Genomic DNA, 18,866 nt, shown 5'->3' on the forward strand with positions numbered 1-18,866 from the left:
CACTCACCGGACTGGCGTCGCCGCTCCGGAACCACCACACCTCATCCGAGACTCGACAAATGAACAACGCGAAAAATGCAGTTGCCCTGGTCACGGGCGCCTCCTCCGGCATCGGCCAAGTCACCGCCAAGGCACTGGTCACTGCGGGTTACCGCGTCTTCGGAACCAGCCGCAAGCCGGCAACCAGCACGCCGGGCGTGACCATGTTGGTCTGCGACGTCACCGACGAGACCTCGGTGCAGACGCTGATCGAGGAGATCGTCAAACAAGCCGGCCGTCTCGATCTGGTGGTCAACAATGCCGGCATCGGCCTGATCGGCGCCGCGGAAGATTCATCCATTGCCCAGGCGCAGCGCCTGTTCGACGTCAACGTGTTCGGCGTTGCCCGTGTGGTCAATGCGGTGCTGCCGATCATGCGTGCGCAGCGCAGCGGCCGCATCATCAATATGAGCTCGATCCTTGGCCTGATCCCCTCGCCGTTCAACGCCTACTACGCGTCGACCAAGCACGCCATCGAGGGCTATACCGAATCGCTCGATCACGAAGTGCGCGCCTTGGGTATCCGCGCCCTGCTCGTGGAGCCCGGCGTGACCCGCACCGCGTTCGAAGAAAACCTGACCCGCGCCGACCAGCCGCTGCCGGTGTACGCCACCGAGCGCGCGCGCAGCGAAACGCTGATGCGCAAGTGGGTGGAATCGGGCGATCTGCCGCAGGTCGTGGCCGACACCGTGGTCAAGGCCGCCACGGCGACCAAACCGAAACTGCGCTACTCGGCCGGCAAGCAATCCACGCAGGTAAGTACGCTGCGCCGCTTCATGCCCGAGCGGATGGTCGACAGCACGCTGCGCAAGTTCAACGAGTTTCCTGCCTAAGCGCAAAACCGAAGCGCAAAGCCGACACGCGCGGGTGCCCGCAGCCGGACACCCGCGTCATGCACCGATCTGCTGAGTGCACCTCGATGAAAGCGATACAGATCGACCGCACCGGCAATGCCGATGTGCTGAATTTCCGCGAAGTGCCAGCGCCGATTGCCGGCGCCGGAGACGACTGATCCACCGCCGCCCGCAGGGCAGTCGGCATGCTGTCGCGCCAACGGCATCTGCGCGCGCACGCACCACACGCCGCTGTCCTTTTGTCCAGGACAGGGCGGCCGCTACATCCACCCTGCGCCCCTGCGGTCGCATCCCTGTTGTCTTCCACTTCATTCGGATAGAACGCACATGAGCCGACACACCCAACCGCATCTGCACGGCCGCTGCGAATGCGGCAACTTCTCGTTCGAAACCAGCAAGGCACCGCACACACGCTTCATTTGCCACTGCTTGTTCTGCCAGGATTTCACCGGCGAGGCGTTCTCCGACGTGTCGGTGATGTGGGCTCATCAGATCACGCTGAAAGCGAGCTCAGAACTAGTCGGCAAGAAGTACCGGCTTCCGCCCAACCTCACCCGCAATCGCTGCCCGAACTGCGGCAAAGCGGCGATGGAAACCATGGGCGCAGGTCCGTTGAAACTGGTCTTCATTCCGTCGAAGAACTTCGCCCAAACACCGCTGCTGCCGGCAGTGCGATTGCACGCGTTCTACAACCGACGCGTGCGCGACGTGGCCGATGGCCTTCCAAAGCATTCGCACTACTGGCCGAGCCAGTTGGCGATTTCCAGAGCGATCATGGGCCTGTGATGCACGCCTGCGATGCACCGGGCTACGACCGGTCAGCCGATGCGGGTGCCAGGGGTGGAAAGCCCACATTTCGGCCGGACATGGGCCCCATCGCGCCGGCTTGAACGGCTGCCTGATCCGTCAGCCGTAAGGACCGGTGCAACGCGTTCGATCATCGACCAGTGGCAACGCACCTGGATGCAGCCGAACGTCACCAGAGCATCCACGCCGACCCTGTTAAACAGCAGCACGGAAGACACCCGCAGGGATTGGGCACCACCGGGATCGGCGTGCTAACGGCCATGAGCGCCCGCTATCTTCCCGGCAGCGGCAGCGTCGATGTCTGGCGGATCAAGCTGAACGCGCCGCCAGCGATGCGGCCACCTGCTCCGCAGCAGCAGCCGGCCGGCGCCAATCAGGTGCCGAGCGCCAAAAGTCCGCCGCACAAGGCTGCGCATACTCCGCTCAGTGCACATGACCCCGAAATTTCAATCAACCGTTTAAAACACGCATAACTTCTGCTATCTGGACAGCATCGCCCACATCGCGCAGACTTCCGGCCTTTCCGCTCTGCTGGATCTCATGGCCCACCTGCTGCTGCTGCACGGCCCCAACCTCAACCTGCTCGGTACCCGCGAGCCGGAGGTCTACGGGCGCACCACGCTGGCGCAGATCGATGCAGCCCTGGTGGACCGCGCACAGGCAGCCGGACACACGTTGGCCTGCCTGCAGTCCAACGCCGAGCATGTGCTGGTGGAGCGCATTCACGCCGCCCGCGAGGACGGCACCGCCTACATCCTGATCAACCCGGCCGCCTTCACCCACACCTCGGTGGCGCTGCGCGACGCGCTGCTGGGCGTGGGCCTGCCGTTCGTGGAGATCCATCTGTCCAATCCGCATGCGCGCGAGCCATTTCGCCACCACAGCTATCTCAGCGACAAGGCCGACGGCGTGATCTGCGGCTTCGGCGCAGACAGCTACCGGTTGGCGCTGGAAGCGGCGATCGCGCGCCTGGAGCGCGACGCATGACACCTGCAGCAACGACCACGGCGCCCACGCCGACGGTCTGACCCCATTCCGCCGGCACCCCGCCGACACTCTCCACCGATTCACCTCAAGAGGCCCTTATGGATCTCCGCAAAATCAAGAAACTGATCGACCTGCTCGAAGAATCCAATCTCGCCGAAATCGAGATCAAGGAAGGCGAAGAAAGCGTGCGTCTGGCGCGTGTGCCCAAGGGCACCCAGGTGGTGAGCGCGCCGATGCAGCAGTACGCACCGGCCCCCGCCGCGCCGCCGCAAGCGGCCTCCATGGCGATGCAGTCGCCCACCGAGGCCTCCACCGGGGGGGCCAAGCAGGCTGCCGCGTTGCCGGAAGGCCATGTGTTGCGCGCGCCGATGGTCGGTACGTTCTACACCTCGCCCTCCCCCGACAAGCCGGTGTTCGTCACCGTGGGCCAGGCCGTCAAGGCCGGCGACACCCTGGCGATCATCGAGGCGATGAAGATGTTCAACCCGATCGAAGCCGACGTCTCCGGCACCATCGTCGCCATCCTCGGCGAAACCGGTCAGCCGGTGGAATTCGATCAGCCGTTGTTTGTGATTGGCTGAGCGGCCGGGAATCGGGAGTGGAGAATCGGGAATCGGCAAAGCGGCCTCATGAACGTCTTGAGGCGTGGCGCGATTCCATGGAGCTTGTCGAAATGATCTATCGGTTCACCGAGTTCTTTCCCGAACAGGAACGCTACGGCCTGATAGCGCAATTGCGCCGTGCAGCCGTCAGCGTTCCGTCAAATATCGCCGAAGGTGCGGCGAGACGCTCCACCCCCGATTACGCGCGGTTTCTCTCGATTGCGCGCGGCTCGCTCTCCGAACTGGATACACAGGTCCAGATCGCCGGACGACTGGGCTATAGCAACACCGAAGACGAAGACATCGTCAGCCAGCAGGTCGACCAGGTCTTCGCCAAGCTCACCGCATTGATGAATGCCTTACGCAGACGTGGAGCCGCACCATGATGCCCGCATCTACCCATTCCCCATTCCCGACTCCCTATTCCCATGCTAGATAAAGTCGTCATTGCCAACCGAGGCGAAATCGCGCTGCGCATCCTGCGCGCGTGCCATACGCTCGGCATCCGCACGGTCGCGGTGCATTCCACGGTCGACCGCAACCTCAAGCACGTGGCCATGGCCGATGAGTCGGTGTGTATCGGCCCAGCCGCCTCCAGCGACAGTTACCTCAATATCCCGGCGTTGATCGCTGCGGCCGAGGTGACCGATGCGCAGGCCATCCATCCCGGCTACGGTTTTCTGTCGGAAAACGCCGATTTTGCCGAGCGCGTAGAAGAATCCGGTTTCATCTTCATCGGCCCCAGGGCCGACACCATTCGCCTGATGGGCGACAAGGTGGAAGCGATCCGTGCGATGAAGGCCGCCGGCGTGCCGTGCGTGCCCGGCTCGGGCGGCCCGTTGGGCGATGACATCGTCGCCAACACCAAGGTAGCGCGCGAGATCGGCTACCCGGTGATCATCAAGGCCGCCGGTGGCGGCGGTGGACGCGGCATGCGCGTGGTGCATTCGGAAGCGGCGTTGAAGGCTGCGATCGAAACCACCAAGTCCGAAGCCAAGGCCGCTTTCAGCAACGATCAGGTGTACATGGAGAAGTTCCTGGAAAATCCGCGTCACGTGGAAATCCAGGTGCTCGCCGATGGCCAGGGCGGTGCGATCCATCTGGGTGAACGCGATTGTTCGATGCAGCGCCGCCATCAGAAAGTGGTGGAAGAAGCGCCGGCACCGGGCATCACCGAAGAACTGCGCGCTGAAATCGGCAAGGTCTGCGTGGATGCCTGCATCCGCATCGGTTATCGCGGTGCGGGCACCTTCGAATTCCTGTTCGAAGGCGGGCGTTTCTACTTCATCGAAATGAACACCCGTATCCAGGTGGAGCACCCGGTCACCGAGCGCATCACCGGCATCGATCTGGTGTGCGAGCAGCTGCGTATCGCCGCCGGCCACAAGCTCAGCATCAAGCAGAGCGACATTGTGCTGCGCGGGCATGCGATCGAGTGCCGCATCAATGCCGAAGACCCGGAAACCTTCATGCCCAATCCGGGCCTGATCACCGCCTTCCATCCGCCCGGTGGCCCGGGTGTGCGCGTGGATACGCACATCTATGCCGGCTACAAGGTGCCGCCGAACTACGACTCGATGATCGGCAAGTTGATCGTGCACGGGCCCGACCGCGAGACCGCGATCGCGCGCATGCGCGTGGCGTTGAGCGAGATGGTGGTGGACGGCATCAAGACCAACATCCCGTTGCAGCAGCGCATCATGCGCGACAAGGGCTTCCAGGCCGGTGGGCAGAACATCCACTACCTGGAAAAACGCCTGGCCGAGCGCAAGAACAAGTCGATTGCACTGACCTGATCGCACTGGCCATTGCACCACGCAACAAGCCCGGGAAACCGGGCTTGTTGCGTTGGATCCCAGTACATCGCGCCGGCAGTGCATCGCGCAGGCCAGTCACGCAGCTCGACGACAGCGCTCACCGGCAAAACCACACGGCCAGCCGCCCGCTGCGTAGGAGCGCACCCGGGCGCGACCGCTCTTTATCGGTGGAACCTCGTCCGCCCGGGTGCGCTCCTACGGGATCCGGGGTGCCACCGGATTCGCTGCGCAGACCTTCAGTCGTCCGCGCGGATGCGCATCACGCTCGCATCGGGGCGCGATGCGACACGCCATTCAACGCCGCGGCGCAGGCGCCTGCTGGCTGCCCGGTACCGGCACGATGCCGCTGGACGATGCCGGGTCGACCACCATCATGGTTTCGGTGGAGCCATCCGGCCAGACCACCTGAAACATCGAGCCGGCCGACAAGGTGGAGAACGGCATCGCGCTGCTGGCGCGATATACCGCGGCCACCTGGCTGGCGCCATGCTGTCGCTGCTGCTCGTCGGCGCCGACCGTGGTCGATTTGATCGACAGCGGCTGGTAGCGGTGATCGGCGGTATCGATCATCACGATGCCCACCGCTGCGGCCGAGTACGCCACGAATAACGCCACCCAGAACCAGAACTTGGCGCCATGCGCCAACCGACGGTAATTCATGACTGCGCTCCCGGATCGGACACCAATGTATCGACCATCTCATCCACCCTGTCTGCTCCCTGCCGCGGCACCGCGGCGTCGAATACGAACGACACAAAATCCTGTGCGCTATCGCGCGAGCAGATGCCCGCGTTGGCGCAATAACTGGTAACCAGCGTGCTGTCGGCACTGCAGTCCAGACCCAGGCGGCACGCGGCCACCTGCCAGGCGAGTTCGGCGAACTGATCGCCGGCCACATACCCTTCCAGACTGTCATCGCCGCTGGCACGCGCGCCCATCGCAGGCGCCAACGCCAGATAGGCCTCCGGGTCACGCGAGGCCAGCACGCGCTGCACCAGAGCGCGCTTGTAGGTGGGGGTTGCCTGCAGCGGTTCGCCCAGGGCCAGCAACGCGGCTTCGGCGGCCAGGCTGCCGCCGCGCGCGGCGCGCAGCCGTTGTTGCGCAACCAGGCGCGGGCTCAGCCCATCGCTGGGAGCGAAGCCGGCACAGCGCTGCGCCACCCGATCGCGCGCAGCGTGCATCGCGGCCACGCCAGGCGTCTGGTGCGCGGCGATCCAGTCGCTGTCGGCGGCGTAGCCGGCCGGGCTGTCTGCATACGGCGCGCAGTAATCGTAGACCCGGCTCAGGCGCCAGCCGGCCTGCGCATCGCCGGCGCGCACCTTCTGCTGCAACTGCTGCGCGTAGCGATACAGATCCGGCTGCGCATCCACCGCATCGCGATACGGCAGATGCAGCGCGTTGCCGCGTTCGGAAGAGGTGTGGCGCGCTGGCGTTGCAACAGCCGCGCGCGCGGAAGTGGCGCTGGCGGCGGGCACGGCAGTGACGACCGCTACCGATTGCGCGCGCAGCTGCCACCAGGCTGCCGCCGCGAGCGCGACGGGAGCGAGCAACAGCCAGAGATGGCGGGCACGAACAAGCGGCATGACAGCGGCAACCCAGCTGCGGAAGACGCCCGCAGCAACGGCGCGGAGTCTAGCACCCGGCTGTGCCGGCAGCGGCCGCCAAGCGGGCGCTGCCAGCGCGTGCGGTACTGATTGGCAGTACCTGCAGTGATGGCGAGCGCGACCGATGACAACGACTACGGAACCACCAAACGGGCGCGGCCGGTGCTGGGTGCGGCAGGCAGCACGCGTACACACCTGTTTATGCGCAGCGCCCAGATCCGCCTGTCAGCCACTCGCTGCACTTCTTGGCGCTCTTCGCACGATGCGCCTGTTGCGTGCGCGCCGCGGATGTCTGGCCGCATCGCGCTCCTGGTGCAGGTGCAGGTGCAGGTGCAGGTGCAGGTGCGTATTGCATGTAGACACGTCGCGATACCGGCGCACTCGCAGGTTTCTAACTGACAAACGGAATGCGTGGCAGCCGGTGAGCGAGCGCGCTCATCCCAATGTGCATGCTGCTCGCGCTGAGTGTGTGTGGTCGCATCGCGATCCGGATACCGCATCCAGCACGCGTCTCGCCTGTGGATACATCACGGTACCGGCACGCTCGTGGGTTTCTACCTGATAGACGGAATGCGCTGGTATCCGGCGCGAGAGCGCGCTCATCGCGATATGCCTGTTGCTCGCGCTACGTGCATCTGGTCGCATCGCGATCCAGATGCCGGGTCTAGCGCGTCTCGCCTTTGGATACATCGCGATGCCGGCGCGCTAGCCGGATCGGTCTGACAGACGGAATGGCTGACGCGCGATGTGGCGTACTGGGTGCTTGGCGCCGGCTTGGTGCGTTGTCGATGCATGACGCTTGCGCGGCCGACACACCACTGCCCGGATCGCGAGCCGAGCGCAGCGTGGTTGCGATGTGCGTGTAGCACCCTCCGGCACACATTGCCATCTAATGCACACAGCAACGCAGATCGGTCGCTGGCGTTGATTGGCCGATCTTGCGCATCGCTGCTCGATTCCGGTGCCGCCATCCTCCACCAAACCGTGCGCCCCGCCTGGGGCAACGTGTCAGCCCGCCGGCACGAATCGTCTACGATGCACGCCTTGATGATTGCCGACTGCCACGATGCCGTTTCTTGAACTGACCCTGCCCTGCTCCGATACCACCCAGCCCCGCTTCCAGACCGCGCTGGAGGAAGTCGGCGCGCTGGCGGTGACCCTGCTCGATGCCGATGCCGATACCAGCAACGAGCGCGCCATCCTGGAGCCCGGCGTGGGCGAGATGCCGCTCTGGAATGCGCTGGTGCTGACTGCGCTGTTCGATGGCGAGAGCGACGCGCTGGAGGTGCTTGCGGCGCTGGAAGCGTTCGACCCGGAGCTGGACTGGAGCCAGGTGGCGCTGCGCATGGTCGGAGACAGCGACTGGGAACGCGCGTGGATGGATCTGTTCAAGCCGATGCAGTTCGGTGCGCGCACCTTCATCGTGCCGTGGAATCACGACCTGCCCGAGGCGGCCGACACAGCGGAGGCCGCCGTGGTGCGGCTGGATCCGGGCCTGGCGTTCGGGTCGGGCACGCATCAGACCACCGCGCTGTGCCTGCGCTGGCTGGATAGCCTGGCCGGCAGCGGCGAGCTGCAGGGGCGCGGCGTGCTCGACTTCGGCTGCGGCTCGGGGATTCTGGCGGTCGCCGCGCTGAAACTGGGTGCCACCAGCGCCGTGGGGGTGGACAACGACCCGCAGGCGCTGCTGGCAACGGCCGACAATGCCGAACGCAACGCCGTGGCCGCGCAGCTGGCGGTGTATTTGCCCCAGGACGAGCCGGTGCAGACCTATCCGGTGGTGGTCGCCAACATCCTGGCCTCGGCGCTGGATGCGCTGGCCGACACCCTGGCCGCGCGCGTGGCGCCGGGTGGCCGCATTGCCCTGTCGGGCATCCTGCACGGTCAGGAAGACGACCTGCTGCAGCGCTATGCACCGTGGTTCGATCAGCTGCGCTGCGAACGCGACGAAGACTGGATGCGCATCGACGGCGTTCGCCGCAGCTGATCCTGGGCCGGCTCACCGGCGCGGGCGGCCGGCGCGAATCTGCGCGGTGGTCACCGCGTCGGCCACACTGATCGCACGCAGGCGGGTCACCGCCTGCCAGCCGGCACGCTGCAACGCCGCACTGCGCCAGCGCTCGGCACCCCGGGCCGCATACACACGCAGCACCACCTCGGCCAGCAACAGCGCCACCCAGACGCCCGCCGACCACGCCTGTGCACCGGCCAGCGCCATGCCTGTGGCCAAACCAGCGAGCGTCGCCCCCATTCCCAGCAACGGCCAGTGCCGATAGCGCAACGCCCAGACCCGTGGCGCCAGCGCCGCTGACCAGTGCACGCCCTCGACGATGGCGGCCCAGTCCTGGGCGCGTCGCCAGACTTGATAGCAGGCCGCACCGCGAAAGCGCCTGACCGCCGGATCCAGCGGCGAATCGGCGGGCCACGGCGCGCTTGGCGGCGGTATCCGGCCATCGCGATGGTCCGGTGTTGGAGTGACAGGCTCGACCATGAACATCCTCCTTGAGTTCGCTGCGATCACGTCATCGATGTCATTGCGACAGTATCGCAAACATATGCCGATATGAAAGACATACGAACTATCCCCAAGTGCTGCTAGGGCTATATCTCCCGGCCCTGCCTGCCTCCCATCCGGTGCCGTGTGAGCAAGCTGTACGAACGAGTACGCGAAGCCCGCAGCTTCACCAAGCTGACCCAGGAAGCCCTGGCCGGCGAGCTGGGCGTTACCCGCAGCGCGGTGGCGCAGTGGGAAATGGCCGAAGGCACCGCCCCGTCTGTGGAGAACCTGATCGGCCTGGCCAAGCGCAGCGGCATGGCGTTCGAATACCTGGCCACCGGCCGCGGCGATCGCGTGTTTGGCCCGCCGGTCTCGGCGATTGCCGAGGAACCGGCCCAGTACCGCCGCCTGGACGACCAGCAACGCGTGCTATTGGCGCGCTTCGACACCCTGGCGCCGCGTCAGCGCAGCGGGCTGCTGGATCTGTTGCTGGCCGAGGGGAAGACGCGGCGCAGGCGGTGAGGCTGGGAATCGGGAATCGGGAATCGGGATTGGGGAATCGGGAATCGAAACAGCGGTTTGCTGCGCCGTGGCGTGAGCTGCGGTGGTGTTGGCGTTTCCCGTAGGCGGACAGCGACTTTCCGTGCCTTTATTGCTCGTTAGCATCGCCGCTAAAGCGCTGGCCGCAGACATCTACTTTCGGTGAATCTGTCTTCCTCGGTAGCGTCGCTGCATCGTTGCGAAGGCACTGCGCCAGGAAGCACGCGTCGCACTTCCCCAGCCGAACGTTCGCCCATTGCTGCGCACGTGGTTGAATAGCGATCTTCCCGCTGCACGCCTGCCGATGTCAGAGACTCCGCCACCGCGCCGCCCCCTTGCCACCTTTCTGCGGGCGACGCCGCCGCCTGCACCGACGTTGATTCAACCGCCGGTGCTGCCGGCCACCGCGCCTGCGGAGCAGGTGGTGCCGATGCCCGCGACTGAGACGCCAGCTGCGCCCGTGCGGCAACCGGTGCCTGCGCCGCCGACGTCCGAGGCCGCTGCACCAGGCGTGCCGGCCGTGAGCGCGCCGCGCACCGCGCTGCCGCAGACGCCGCCACCCACCAACGAACACGGCAGCACTGCTGCAGACGACGCCGGGCCGCAGGACACCGCGGCGCTTGAACGCGGAGCGCCGCAGCTGCCGGTCGAGCGGCAGGCGGCCGACGAAACGCGCTACGAGCCCGCTGCCGAGACCGCGTCCAACAGCGCGCGCGACGCCGCAGACCGGCAGGACAGTGAGGCGCTCGATGCCGACAGCAACGCCACGCCCACTGCCGACATCGCAGCCCATGCGCAGCGCGACACCGGCGCCAGCGAGGCGCCCACCCACGCAACGCAATTGCACCCCTTGCCCACCGCTGCGGTGGCAGCGCCCGCCTTCGCACGCCGCGGGCTCAGCCGCCCTCGGCTGCGCGCTAGCGGGCGGCAGTGGGTGCTGTTGATCGGTCTGGTCGGGCTGCTGGGACTGCAGATCGTCATTGCCGACCGTGCGCATCTGGCCGGCGACGCGCGTTGGCGGCCGCTGGTCACCGCTGCCTGCGCGGTAATGCGTTGCACGCTGCCGGCGTGGCGCGAGCCGGCCACCCTGACCCTGCTCAATCGCGATGTGCGCCCGCTGCCGGGCCTCGCCGGCGTGCTGCAGATCCAGGCCAGTTTCCGCAACGATGCGCGTTGGGCGCAGGCCTGGCCCTGGTTGCAGCTGTCGCTGTCCGATGCCGATGGGCGGGTGATCGGCACCCGGGTGCTGTCGCCGCAGGAGTACCTGGGCCAGGCGCCAGCCGAGCACGACACGCTGGCGCCGGGCCAGGCCGTGCAGGTGGCATTTCGCGTGCGCGAACCGGCTGCCAGTACCGCTGCCTTCAGTTTCGACTTCCGCTAAGCGGACACAACCTCGTCCGATAGCCACATGGGCGTGGCGAGCGATGAGGTCACGCGCTAGACTCACTCCCCCTCGCCGGCCCGCGCCCCGGCCTCGTGACACTGGGAACTTTCTTTGAACGCAGCCCCCTCTCGTCCTGACACCAGTCGTGGCGCCCCGAAGTCGCCGCTGCGCGAACACGTGGCCCAGTCCGTTCGCCGTTACCTACGCGATCTGGACGGCAGCGACGCGGACGATGTGTACGAAATCGTGCTGCGCGAAATGGAGATCCCGTTGTTCGTCGAAGTGCTCAATCACTGCGAAGGCAACCAGAGCCGCGCCGCGGCAATGCTGGGCATCCACCGCGCCACCTTGCGCAAGAAGTTGAAAGAGTACGGGCTGACGTAAGCCGGAAATCGGGATTGGCGAATCGTGAGAGAAGTGCCGCGTTGCTGACCTGCGATGTGCGCAATTTTTTGCTGCGCGATTACGCCCAGCCGTAGCGGATCAGATGGAAGAACACCGGTGCGGCAAAGCACACCGAGTCCAGCCGATCCAGCACGCCGCCGTGGCCTTCGATCATGTGGCCCCAGTCCTTGATGCCGCGATCGCGTTTGATCGCCGACATCACCAGACCGCCGAAGAACCCCATCAGATTGGCCACCAGCGCCAGCGCGAACGCGTGCCACGGCGCGAACGGGGTGATCCACCACAGCGCCATGCCGAGCAGGCTGGCCGACAGCACGCCGCCGATGAAACCTTCTACCGTTTTGGACGGCGACAATTTCGGCGCGATGAGATGGCGGCCGGCCAACTTGCCCCAGACGTACTGCAACACGTCCGACGACTGCACCACGATCACCAGGAACGCGATCAACAACAGATTGCGCCCGGCATACCCGGGGATTTCCAGATTCAGCAATGCGGGCACGTGCGAGATGCAGAACACGCTGATCATCAAGCCCCACTGCACCTTGGCCGTGCGTTCCAGATAGCGCGTGGTATCGCCGCCGATGGTGGCCAGGATCGGCAACACCAAGAACGCGTAGACCGGAATCAGCAGCGTGTACATGCCGTACCAGCCGGTCCACACCAGCCCGTATTGCCACGGCAGCACGATATAGAACGCGGCCAACAACGCGTAGTAATCCCCGCGCCGCGTCGGTGTCAGGGTGATGAACTCGCGCAGCGCGAACAACGACACCAGCGCAAATAATCCAATGACACCGGCGCGCCCGAACACGAACGCGATGCCGACCACCGCCGCCATCACCCACCACGCACGGATCCGCGCCACCAGGTTGTCCAGCACCGCGCTCGGGCGTTCGCGCGCACGCCAACGCAGCGTTTCGGAAATCAGCGTGGCGATGATCAGCACCAGTGCGATACCGCTGAATAACCACAGCGTCTGCTGATGCATCGAGGACTGCTGCAACTGCCCGCTGAAGGCATAAGGATTCATGCGCGCGCCTCCAGTTGGTCCGGCGACAACGCCAGCAACGCCTCGCGTGCGCGCGCCAGGAACGCGTCCTTGTCTTCATCGGCATCCAGCCGCAGCGGCGCACCAAACGTGGTGGTGCACAACAACGGCAACGGAAGCCATTTGCCCTTGGGCATCACGCGTTTGAGGTTGTCGATCCACACCGGCACGAACTCCAGTTCCGGGCGTTGCCGCGCCAGGTGATACAGCCCGCTTTTGAACGGCAGCACGCCTTCGTCCGGGTTGCGCGTGCCTTCGGGAAACAGAATCAGCGAATCGCCGGCATCCACCGCGTCGCACAGGCATTCGATCGGGTCGCGGGTGCGTTGCGCCGGGTTGCGTTCGACCAGCACGCCATTGAACACCGCATGGATCAGATAGCGCCGCAACGCGGTGCGTTGCCAGTAATCGGCCGCGGCCACCGGGCGCACTTCGTGACGCAGGCTGGCCGGCAACGAGGACCAGATCAGCACGAAATCGCCATGGCTGGCGTGGTTGCCGTAATACACGCGGCGCTCGTTGGACGGCGCACAGCCGCGCCACAACGCGCGCGCGCCGGTCAAGGTACGGATGGCGCCGCTGCAGGCACGCGCAATCAAACGGGCAATCATGTCCACTCCAATGTGCGCACGATCATGCGCAGCCGCAGCACCACCGTCAGCACCGCACCGGCGATCAACACCGCCAGCGCGCCGATCAACACCCAGGCCGCTGCCTGCGGCTGGCCCATCCACTGCAACGGCATCGCCAGCACGGTCATCAGCGACAACCAGTGCATGCGCTGCACGCGCGCCATCGGCCCCTGCCGTGGCTCGGCGGTGCCGCAGGCCAGGCCGAGCATGCGCACGTAGGCGGTGGCCACACAGCACAATGCCGCCGCCCAGCCCAGTTGCGCGGCCCACGGCACGCTGGCCTGCAAGCCGTAGCCCAGCCCGACGCAGACCAGCACATCCGACAACCGGTCCGGCGCATCGTTGTAGACCTCGCCGGCGCGCGACACCAGCCGCGCCTGTCGCGCCAGCACGCCATCCAGGCGGTTGCACCACAGCCGCCCCTGCAGGCCGAGCAAGGCCAGCAGCAGGGGGGCGGCGCCTTCGCGCGCCGGTGCACTCAAGGCGATGTAGAACATCACGCCGGCCAGCGCGGCGAAGGCGATGCCGGCCCACGACACGCCATTAGGCGTTGCACCGCGTCCGCGCAAGGCGCGTGCCCAGCGCTGGCGTCGTTGCAACAGGGTCTGCTTGCGTTGCATCAGTCGCCTCCTCCACCGCAACCACCACATCCACCGCCACCGTCTCCACCGCTATCGCCGCCACCACTGTCGCCGCCACCGCTGCAACTGCTGCCGCTGCTGTCGGTATTGCTGGTCGTTGGCGCGCGCAGCGTGTGGTAGCTCACCCAGGGCGTGCCCACCAAGGCGACGGTGCCGTACAACGCCACCGCTTCGCCGGGGTCGTTGCCAGTGCGCGCCGCATCGGGCCGGACTTCCGACCTGCGCTCGTGCAGGCGCGCGTCGCCGGCCCCGCTGCGGCGCACCGGCACCAGCAAAAATCCCAGCAGCACCATGCTGACCAGCACCATCAACGCCAGCAGATAGCCCACCGGATACCCACCCTGCAGCCCGATCACCAGCTTGCACGCGCCAAGCGTCCACAGGGCGGCTACCGGCACGGCGCTTATCGCGCGCACCAGCAGCGCCATACGCCGATCCAGCAACAACCCCTTGTCGATCAGCCGCTGCTGCACCGGTGCGGCCAGCGTGCGTAGCGTCTGCCATGCCAGCACCGGATCTTCGCCATCGCGCACGCACTGCAGTGCCGGTTGCAGCGCCGCCGGCACTGCAACGGTGGGATCGCACTGCAGCCACTTGCGCGCCTGCGCATCTTCATCGCGCTGCAGATGCACCGCATCGCAGGCCAGCAAGCGGGCAAACAGTAGATCGGCCACACGCCCGGCGCCACCGCTCAGGCAGGCCAGTTCCATCGTATCGACCGCGTGCACCGGCGAGGCGCGTCCGATGCTGCGCAACTGGCGGCGCAACCAGGCCGATGTAGACCAGGCCAGGCCGATGCCCACCACAAACACCGCCAGAAAACTGCTGCCGCGCCAGTGCAGCGGCGAGGCGGCCTCCCCGTTGCCGGCAACCACGCCAATCACCAGCGTCGCCACGGCCCAGACCAGCAGCGTACCGAGGCCCGCACCGCGCCGCGCGCGCATCGGCTCGCCGCGCAGGGCGCGCAAGCTGGCTTCGGCATCGTGCTGCTGCGCCGGCGTGGCTGCAGACTGCGGCGGTGGCGCAGGCCAGACCTGCGTCGGCGGCTCGCCGAAGTGCGTGCTGTACCGCTCCAGTGTCTGCCGATACTGCGTCTGGAAACGCGCAGCGTCGTCGCTGTCGCCACGTCCGGGCTGATGGTGCAGCGTGGTCTGCAACACCTGCGGGCAGAACTGCTGCCAGTACTCGCGGGTGTCGGTGAGATGGGTGTGCCAGACCTGATCGACCAAGGGGCTGGGCGTGACATCGTGGGTGTCGCTGCAGGCCAGAAAACAGAACCGTCGGTACTCGTCCACCGCCAGCTGCGCCTGCGCCACGCTGCAGTGGGCCTGCTTGGCAACACGCCGCACGAACGCCGGCAACGCATCGGCATCGCTGCCGAAACGATACGCCTGCAAGCGCTGCCACAGCGCCAGCTGCGCCGCGGTGGCCTGCATCGGTTCGGGCTGACCGGAGGCGTGCGCGTTGCTCATCCGAACACCCGCAGCGCCAGTGCTGCGACCATCCACAGCAACTGCGCCGCCACGCTCGCCAGTTGCCAGCCCAGCAAGCGGCGCATGCCGCTCCAGCGCGCCGACCAATCGCGGGTGGGTGGCAGCGTCGCGCGCAGGCCGATGGCATGCAGGGCCGTATCGAGTTGTTGCGCAGCCTGTGTCTCGTCGTTGCCGCGCGCGATCTGCGCGATCACGGCTTCCAGCAGGTCGGCATCCAGGCCGACGCGGAATGCCCAATAGCGTTGCATCAGCCCGGCCGCTGCACTGAGCGCAAAGCTCAGTTGTATCGATGGCGGCGCTTCGGCAACACCCAGCAAGACAATCGCGGCGGCCAGCAGCAGCAACGAGAACCGGTCCAGTGCCGCGCCCTGGCGCAACACCGCGCGCATCGCTGCCAAGGTCATCGGGGAGGTATTCATTGGAGGCTCCGCACGGCCGCGCCGTCGTGCTCTAGCTGACCCGTGCACGCCGCCACGATGGCAGCGCGATGCTGTGCGCCCAGCACGATCGAAGCGCGGGCGGTACGCAGTTGCGCGATGGCCGCGTCCACATCGTTACTGCGGCCACTGCGCACCAACCAGGTCGCAACGCTGGCGGCGCTGCGCGAGTAACCCAGTGCGCAGCACACCAGCAGCGGGCCATGCACGCGCGCGGATTCGATTGCGTCGGCGGCGGCGCGTAGCTGCGCGGGTGTGGGCGCCACCAGATCCAGCATCGGCAGCGTGCGGTCGTGCGGACGCGCTGCGTACAAGGACAACTCCGCACTCACGTCCACCACTACGGCGAATGCAGCGCGCTGGCCGGGCAGCGGAATGCGGCCCAGCCACACGCCATCGCAGACCGCACGCGGCAGCGCGTCGCGGCGCGTCCATAGCCGCGAGTTGCACCAGGCCGCCAGCAGATACGGCGCATACAACCAGCGCGCGGCCAGGCTCAAGCCACCATCGGCGCGTTTCTGGAAGCCAAGCGCGCCAAGCAGTGCATAGTTCAGCGCGACCAGGCCCAGCGACAGGCTCATCCACAGCATCCATAACCCGGCGCCGCCACTCCACAACGCCGCCACGGCGCTGGCGACTGTGCCGACCAGATACAACGCGGCCAAACGCCAACGCCGCGGATCGCGCGCCAGGTGCGCCTGCGCAAACGGTGCGGCGATCCGCTCCGGCCACAGCCACACGCACAGCCAACCCGCGGCAAGGCCGGTGGGGATATCCAGAAAATGGTGTTGATAGGTGGTCAGCACCGACACGCCGATCAAGCCGAACCAACCGTGCAGCAGCCAGCGCCACACACCGGACAGATGCTGCGCGTAACGCATCCACAGCACCACCAGCAACACGATGTGCAGCGACGGCGCCTGATTGAACGGCTTGTCGAAGCCCAGCAGCACGGCGAACAACCAGCCGAACACACCGTCCGTGTCCGGGCGCACGAAGCTATACCGCAACGGCCACAGCACAAAACAGGCCACGCACAGCACTTGCGCGCTGAGCAGGCGCAGCGCATGCGTATCCAGTTCGCGGCGGGTCCGGCAGACGAAGAACGAGGCGGCGTAGAACAGATCGATCGTCCAATACGGCACGATGGTCCACGGCCAGAACGGCATGCCGTGTTCCCAGCCGAACACCACCGACGGCACCTGTACCGCACGCCCGGCCAGCGTATTGGCCAGGCCATAACTGAGGAAGAAAAACGGCCCCAGGAGCGCCAACCACAACGCGGCACGACCGCTCGGGCGCGCGCCGTGCGTCATGCGTCGATCCGCTGCGCCATCGACACGGTGAAGATGCCGAATGCATCGATCCGCTGCGCCACCTTGCGGAAGCCTGCCGCCTCCACCAGCGCATCCATCTCCTGCTGGCTGCGCCGGCGCATCACCCAAGCCACGCCATCGCGGTGACTGGTGAGCGCGCGCGCGATGAATTCCAGCTGCGGATGCCACGGCTGGCCGGTGTAGAGCAAATAGCCGCCAGGCTGCACCGCGGAGGCCAGGCCGGCCAGCGAGCGCGCCACCTGGTCGTTGTCGGCAAACAGTTCGTACAACCCCGACACCACCGCCAGGGTGGGCGCCGGCTGCACCGCGGCCAAGGCGGCCGGGTCGAACGCATCGCCTTGTTCGAAGCGGGCAATGTCGCCGGCGCCGAGCGTGCCAATCAGCGCACCACCCTGGGTGACGTTGAGCGCGCTGAAATCGCGCAGCACGATGGCATCGGCACGTTGCGCACCGCTGCCCAGCGCTTCCAGCACGTAACGGCCGTGGCCCGCGGCCACATCGAGCACGCGTACCGGCTGGCCGGCCTGGCGCAAGCGGCCTGCCGCATCGCGCAGTAGTTCGCCCAGATGCGCGCCACGGATGCGGATGCCACGCCAGCCGATCGCATCGAGATAATTGCGGTCGATCATGCGCCCCAGCGGGCCACGTCCACGCGCCTGGTTACGGTAGATGTAATCCAGCGTGCTGCCGGAATCGAAGCCGGTCTGCAGGCCCAAGGCAATGCCCTCGGACAACGTGCCGCCCAGACGCAACCCGGCACGCACGCCGCGCCAGCGCAGGTCCTGCAGGCTGTTGCGTTGCGGCGGCCAGGCCAGCCGTTCGGCTTCTTCGAAGCTGGGTCCGGCGCGATGCGCATCGCGCAAGTCCGCACGCACTGGCGGCTGTGCGAAACGCGCTTCGATAAAGCTGCGAATGGGCGCGATGGCCAGCGCGCGGTCGCGCTCGCCCAGGGTGTCGTGGAAGAAGCCGGGCAGCCAATGCCGCTGCTTGATCGGCGAGCGCAGGTTCTCGTAAAACCGATCCTGCGGGCCGCGATGCACCACAAAGTCCGAGCCGGACACCAGCAGTTGCGTCGGCACGGTGATCGCCTGCGCATCGGCCACCACGCGATCGGCTGCTGCATACAGACCCAGCAGCACGCGCACCGAGATCGGACGGGTGATCAGCGGGTCGGTGCGGTAGCTTTCCACGCGTTGCGCATCGTGGGTGAGCCACTGCGGCTTGACGTAGCTGTTGACGAAGAAGTTGCCGCGCAGCGCATGCATCAGCGCCAGCCCGGCACGTGCGAACGGCACGTACAACTTGACCTTGAACGCCGGCGAGGCCAGCACCAACGCGCGCAGCGGCGGGGCGTAATCGTGCACCCAGGTGGCCGCGACCACCGCGCCCACGCTTTGCGCGATCACCGCGATGTCCTGCACCGCGATGCCGTGCGTGGTGCCCAGATGCGCGATGAAGCTGTCCAGATCGCGCACCAGCGCATCGAAGCCCGGTGCATCGCCGCGTACGCCCGGCGAGCGGCCATTGCCGCGCGCGTCCCAGGCAAAGAATTGCGCATCGGGCAGATTCAATTCTTCGGCCAGATGCATCACCCGGCCGGAGTGCTCATGCCCGCGATGCAGCAGCACCACCGCCTTGGGTGCAGCACCTGCCAGCTGCGCCGGCCAGTGCCGATAAAACAGCTGCGCACCATCGAAACTGGCGAATTCGCGCTCTACGACATCACGCATCGGATCATC

21 protein-coding genes are annotated in these 18,866 nt (G+C 66.5%); 11 read left to right on the forward strand and 10 right to left on the reverse strand.

What is annotated here, in order from left to right; genetic code table 11:
• Positions 1-59 precede the first annotated feature (59 nt).
• The 7 genes from ASF90_RS17370 (at position 60) to accC (ending at position 5,085) form a co-directional block, all read left to right on the forward strand.
• Positions 60-872 (forward strand): oxidoreductase, encoded by an 813-nt coding sequence (locus ASF90_RS17370; RefSeq protein ID WP_055853145.1) that lies wholly within the window; start codon positions 60-62, stop codon positions 870-872.
• Between the two features lie 348 nt (positions 873-1,220).
• Positions 1,221-1,679: a GFA family protein gene (locus tag ASF90_RS17375; protein WP_055853148.1), complete on the forward strand. Its 459-nt coding sequence runs from the start codon at positions 1,221-1,223 to the stop codon at positions 1,677-1,679.
• Positions 1,680-1,840: 161 nt separating this feature from the next.
• Entirely contained in the window at positions 1,841-2,173 is a 333-nt protein-coding gene (locus tag ASF90_RS24340) for a hypothetical protein (protein ID WP_153066526.1), read from the forward strand.
• A gap of 67 nt (positions 2,174-2,240) precedes the next feature.
• Positions 2,241-2,687 (forward strand): type II 3-dehydroquinate dehydratase, encoded by a 447-nt coding sequence (aroQ, locus tag ASF90_RS17385; protein ID WP_055853151.1) that lies wholly within the window; start codon positions 2,241-2,243, stop codon positions 2,685-2,687.
• 98 nt (positions 2,688-2,785) lie between these two features.
• Positions 2,786-3,268, forward strand: coding sequence for an acetyl-CoA carboxylase biotin carboxyl carrier protein (gene accB / locus ASF90_RS17390; protein ID WP_055853153.1), 483 nt, complete (start codon positions 2,786-2,788; stop codon positions 3,266-3,268).
• 77 nt (positions 3,269-3,345) lie between these two features.
• Positions 3,346-3,675: a four helix bundle protein gene (locus ASF90_RS17395; protein ID WP_236699304.1), complete on the forward strand. Its 330-nt coding sequence runs from the start codon at positions 3,346-3,348 to the stop codon at positions 3,673-3,675.
• A gap of 42 nt (positions 3,676-3,717) precedes the next feature.
• Positions 3,718-5,085: an acetyl-CoA carboxylase biotin carboxylase subunit gene (gene accC / locus ASF90_RS17400; protein ID WP_055853158.1), complete on the forward strand. Its 1,368-nt coding sequence runs from the start codon at positions 3,718-3,720 to the stop codon at positions 5,083-5,085.
• Between the two features lie 315 nt (positions 5,086-5,400).
• Here accC and ASF90_RS17405 read toward each other — a convergent pair whose 3' ends face one another.
• Both ASF90_RS17405 and ASF90_RS17410 read right to left on the reverse strand, forming a co-directional pair.
• Positions 5,401-5,766, reverse strand: coding sequence for a hypothetical protein (locus tag ASF90_RS17405; RefSeq protein ID WP_055853160.1), 366 nt, complete (start codon positions 5,764-5,766; stop codon positions 5,401-5,403).
• Positions 5,763-6,689: a hypothetical protein gene (locus ASF90_RS17410; RefSeq protein ID WP_055853162.1), complete on the reverse strand. Its 927-nt coding sequence runs from the start codon at positions 6,687-6,689 to the stop codon at positions 5,763-5,765. Before ASF90_RS17410 ends, ASF90_RS17405 begins: the two co-directional genes overlap by 4 nt.
• Before the next feature lie 1,087 nt (positions 6,690-7,776).
• Here ASF90_RS17410 and prmA point away from each other — a divergent pair.
• Positions 7,777-8,697, forward strand: coding sequence for a 50S ribosomal protein L11 methyltransferase (prmA, locus tag ASF90_RS17420; protein ID WP_055853166.1), 921 nt, complete (start codon positions 7,777-7,779; stop codon positions 8,695-8,697).
• Between the two features lie 12 nt (positions 8,698-8,709).
• On the opposite strand, the gene ASF90_RS17425 is transcribed toward prmA, so the two are convergent.
• Positions 8,710-9,207 (reverse strand): hypothetical protein, encoded by a 498-nt coding sequence (locus ASF90_RS17425; RefSeq protein WP_055853168.1) that lies wholly within the window; start codon positions 9,205-9,207, stop codon positions 8,710-8,712.
• A gap of 144 nt (positions 9,208-9,351) precedes the next feature.
• Between ASF90_RS17425 and ASF90_RS17430 the strand changes: the two genes are divergently transcribed.
• The 3 genes from ASF90_RS17430 (at position 9,352) to fis (ending at position 11,515) form a co-directional block, all read left to right on the forward strand.
• Positions 9,352-9,729 (forward strand): helix-turn-helix domain-containing protein, encoded by a 378-nt coding sequence (locus ASF90_RS17430; protein ID WP_055853170.1) that lies wholly within the window; start codon positions 9,352-9,354, stop codon positions 9,727-9,729.
• A gap of 322 nt (positions 9,730-10,051) precedes the next feature.
• The gene (locus tag ASF90_RS22810; protein ID WP_082473625.1) at positions 10,052-11,128 is read left to right on the forward strand and encodes a DUF3426 domain-containing protein; all 1,077 of its coding nucleotides are present in this window, start codon (positions 10,052-10,054) and stop codon (positions 11,126-11,128) included.
• 114 nt (positions 11,129-11,242) lie between these two features.
• Positions 11,243-11,515, forward strand: a complete 273-nt coding sequence (gene fis, locus ASF90_RS17440) for a DNA-binding transcriptional regulator Fis (RefSeq protein ID WP_002804983.1) — start codon at positions 11,243-11,245, stop codon at positions 11,513-11,515.
• A gap of 79 nt (positions 11,516-11,594) precedes the next feature.
• On the opposite strand, the gene ASF90_RS17445 is transcribed toward fis, so the two are convergent.
• From ASF90_RS17445 to ASF90_RS17475, 7 genes are read right to left on the reverse strand one after another with little or no spacing between them, the layout of a single operon-like run.
• On the reverse strand, positions 11,595-12,569 hold the full coding sequence (locus tag ASF90_RS17445) for a phosphatidate cytidylyltransferase (protein ID WP_055853171.1): 975 nt from the start codon (positions 12,567-12,569) through the stop codon (positions 11,595-11,597).
• Positions 12,566-13,198 (reverse strand): lysophospholipid acyltransferase family protein, encoded by a 633-nt coding sequence (locus ASF90_RS17450; protein ID WP_055853173.1) that lies wholly within the window; start codon positions 13,196-13,198, stop codon positions 12,566-12,568. The genes ASF90_RS17445 and ASF90_RS17450 overlap by 4 nt, the downstream gene beginning before the upstream one ends.
• Positions 13,195-13,839, reverse strand: coding sequence for a CDP-alcohol phosphatidyltransferase family protein (locus tag ASF90_RS17455; protein ID WP_055853175.1), 645 nt, complete (start codon positions 13,837-13,839; stop codon positions 13,195-13,197). The genes ASF90_RS17450 and ASF90_RS17455 overlap by 4 nt, the downstream gene beginning before the upstream one ends.
• Complete coding sequence (locus ASF90_RS17460; RefSeq protein WP_055853178.1) at positions 13,839-15,332, reverse strand: TIGR04222 domain-containing membrane protein; 1,494 nt, start codon at positions 15,330-15,332, stop codon at positions 13,839-13,841. The genes ASF90_RS17455 and ASF90_RS17460 overlap by 1 nt, the downstream gene beginning before the upstream one ends.
• Positions 15,329-15,772, reverse strand: a complete 444-nt coding sequence (locus ASF90_RS17465) for a hypothetical protein (RefSeq protein ID WP_055853180.1) — start codon at positions 15,770-15,772, stop codon at positions 15,329-15,331. The genes ASF90_RS17460 and ASF90_RS17465 overlap by 4 nt, the downstream gene beginning before the upstream one ends.
• On the reverse strand, positions 15,769-17,106 hold the full coding sequence (locus ASF90_RS17470; RefSeq protein WP_055853182.1) for a phosphatase PAP2/dual specificity phosphatase family protein: 1,338 nt from the start codon (positions 17,104-17,106) through the stop codon (positions 15,769-15,771). The genes ASF90_RS17465 and ASF90_RS17470 overlap by 4 nt, the downstream gene beginning before the upstream one ends.
• Positions 17,103-18,857, reverse strand: a complete 1,755-nt coding sequence (locus tag ASF90_RS17475; RefSeq protein ID WP_055853184.1) for a bifunctional alpha/beta hydrolase/class I SAM-dependent methyltransferase — start codon at positions 18,855-18,857, stop codon at positions 17,103-17,105. The genes ASF90_RS17470 and ASF90_RS17475 overlap by 4 nt, the downstream gene beginning before the upstream one ends.
• Between the last annotated feature and the right edge of the window lie 9 nt (positions 18,858-18,866).

The organism is Xanthomonas sp. Leaf148, from assembly GCF_001423585.1.
Classification (GTDB): Bacteria; Pseudomonadota; Gammaproteobacteria; order Xanthomonadales; family Xanthomonadaceae; genus Xanthomonas.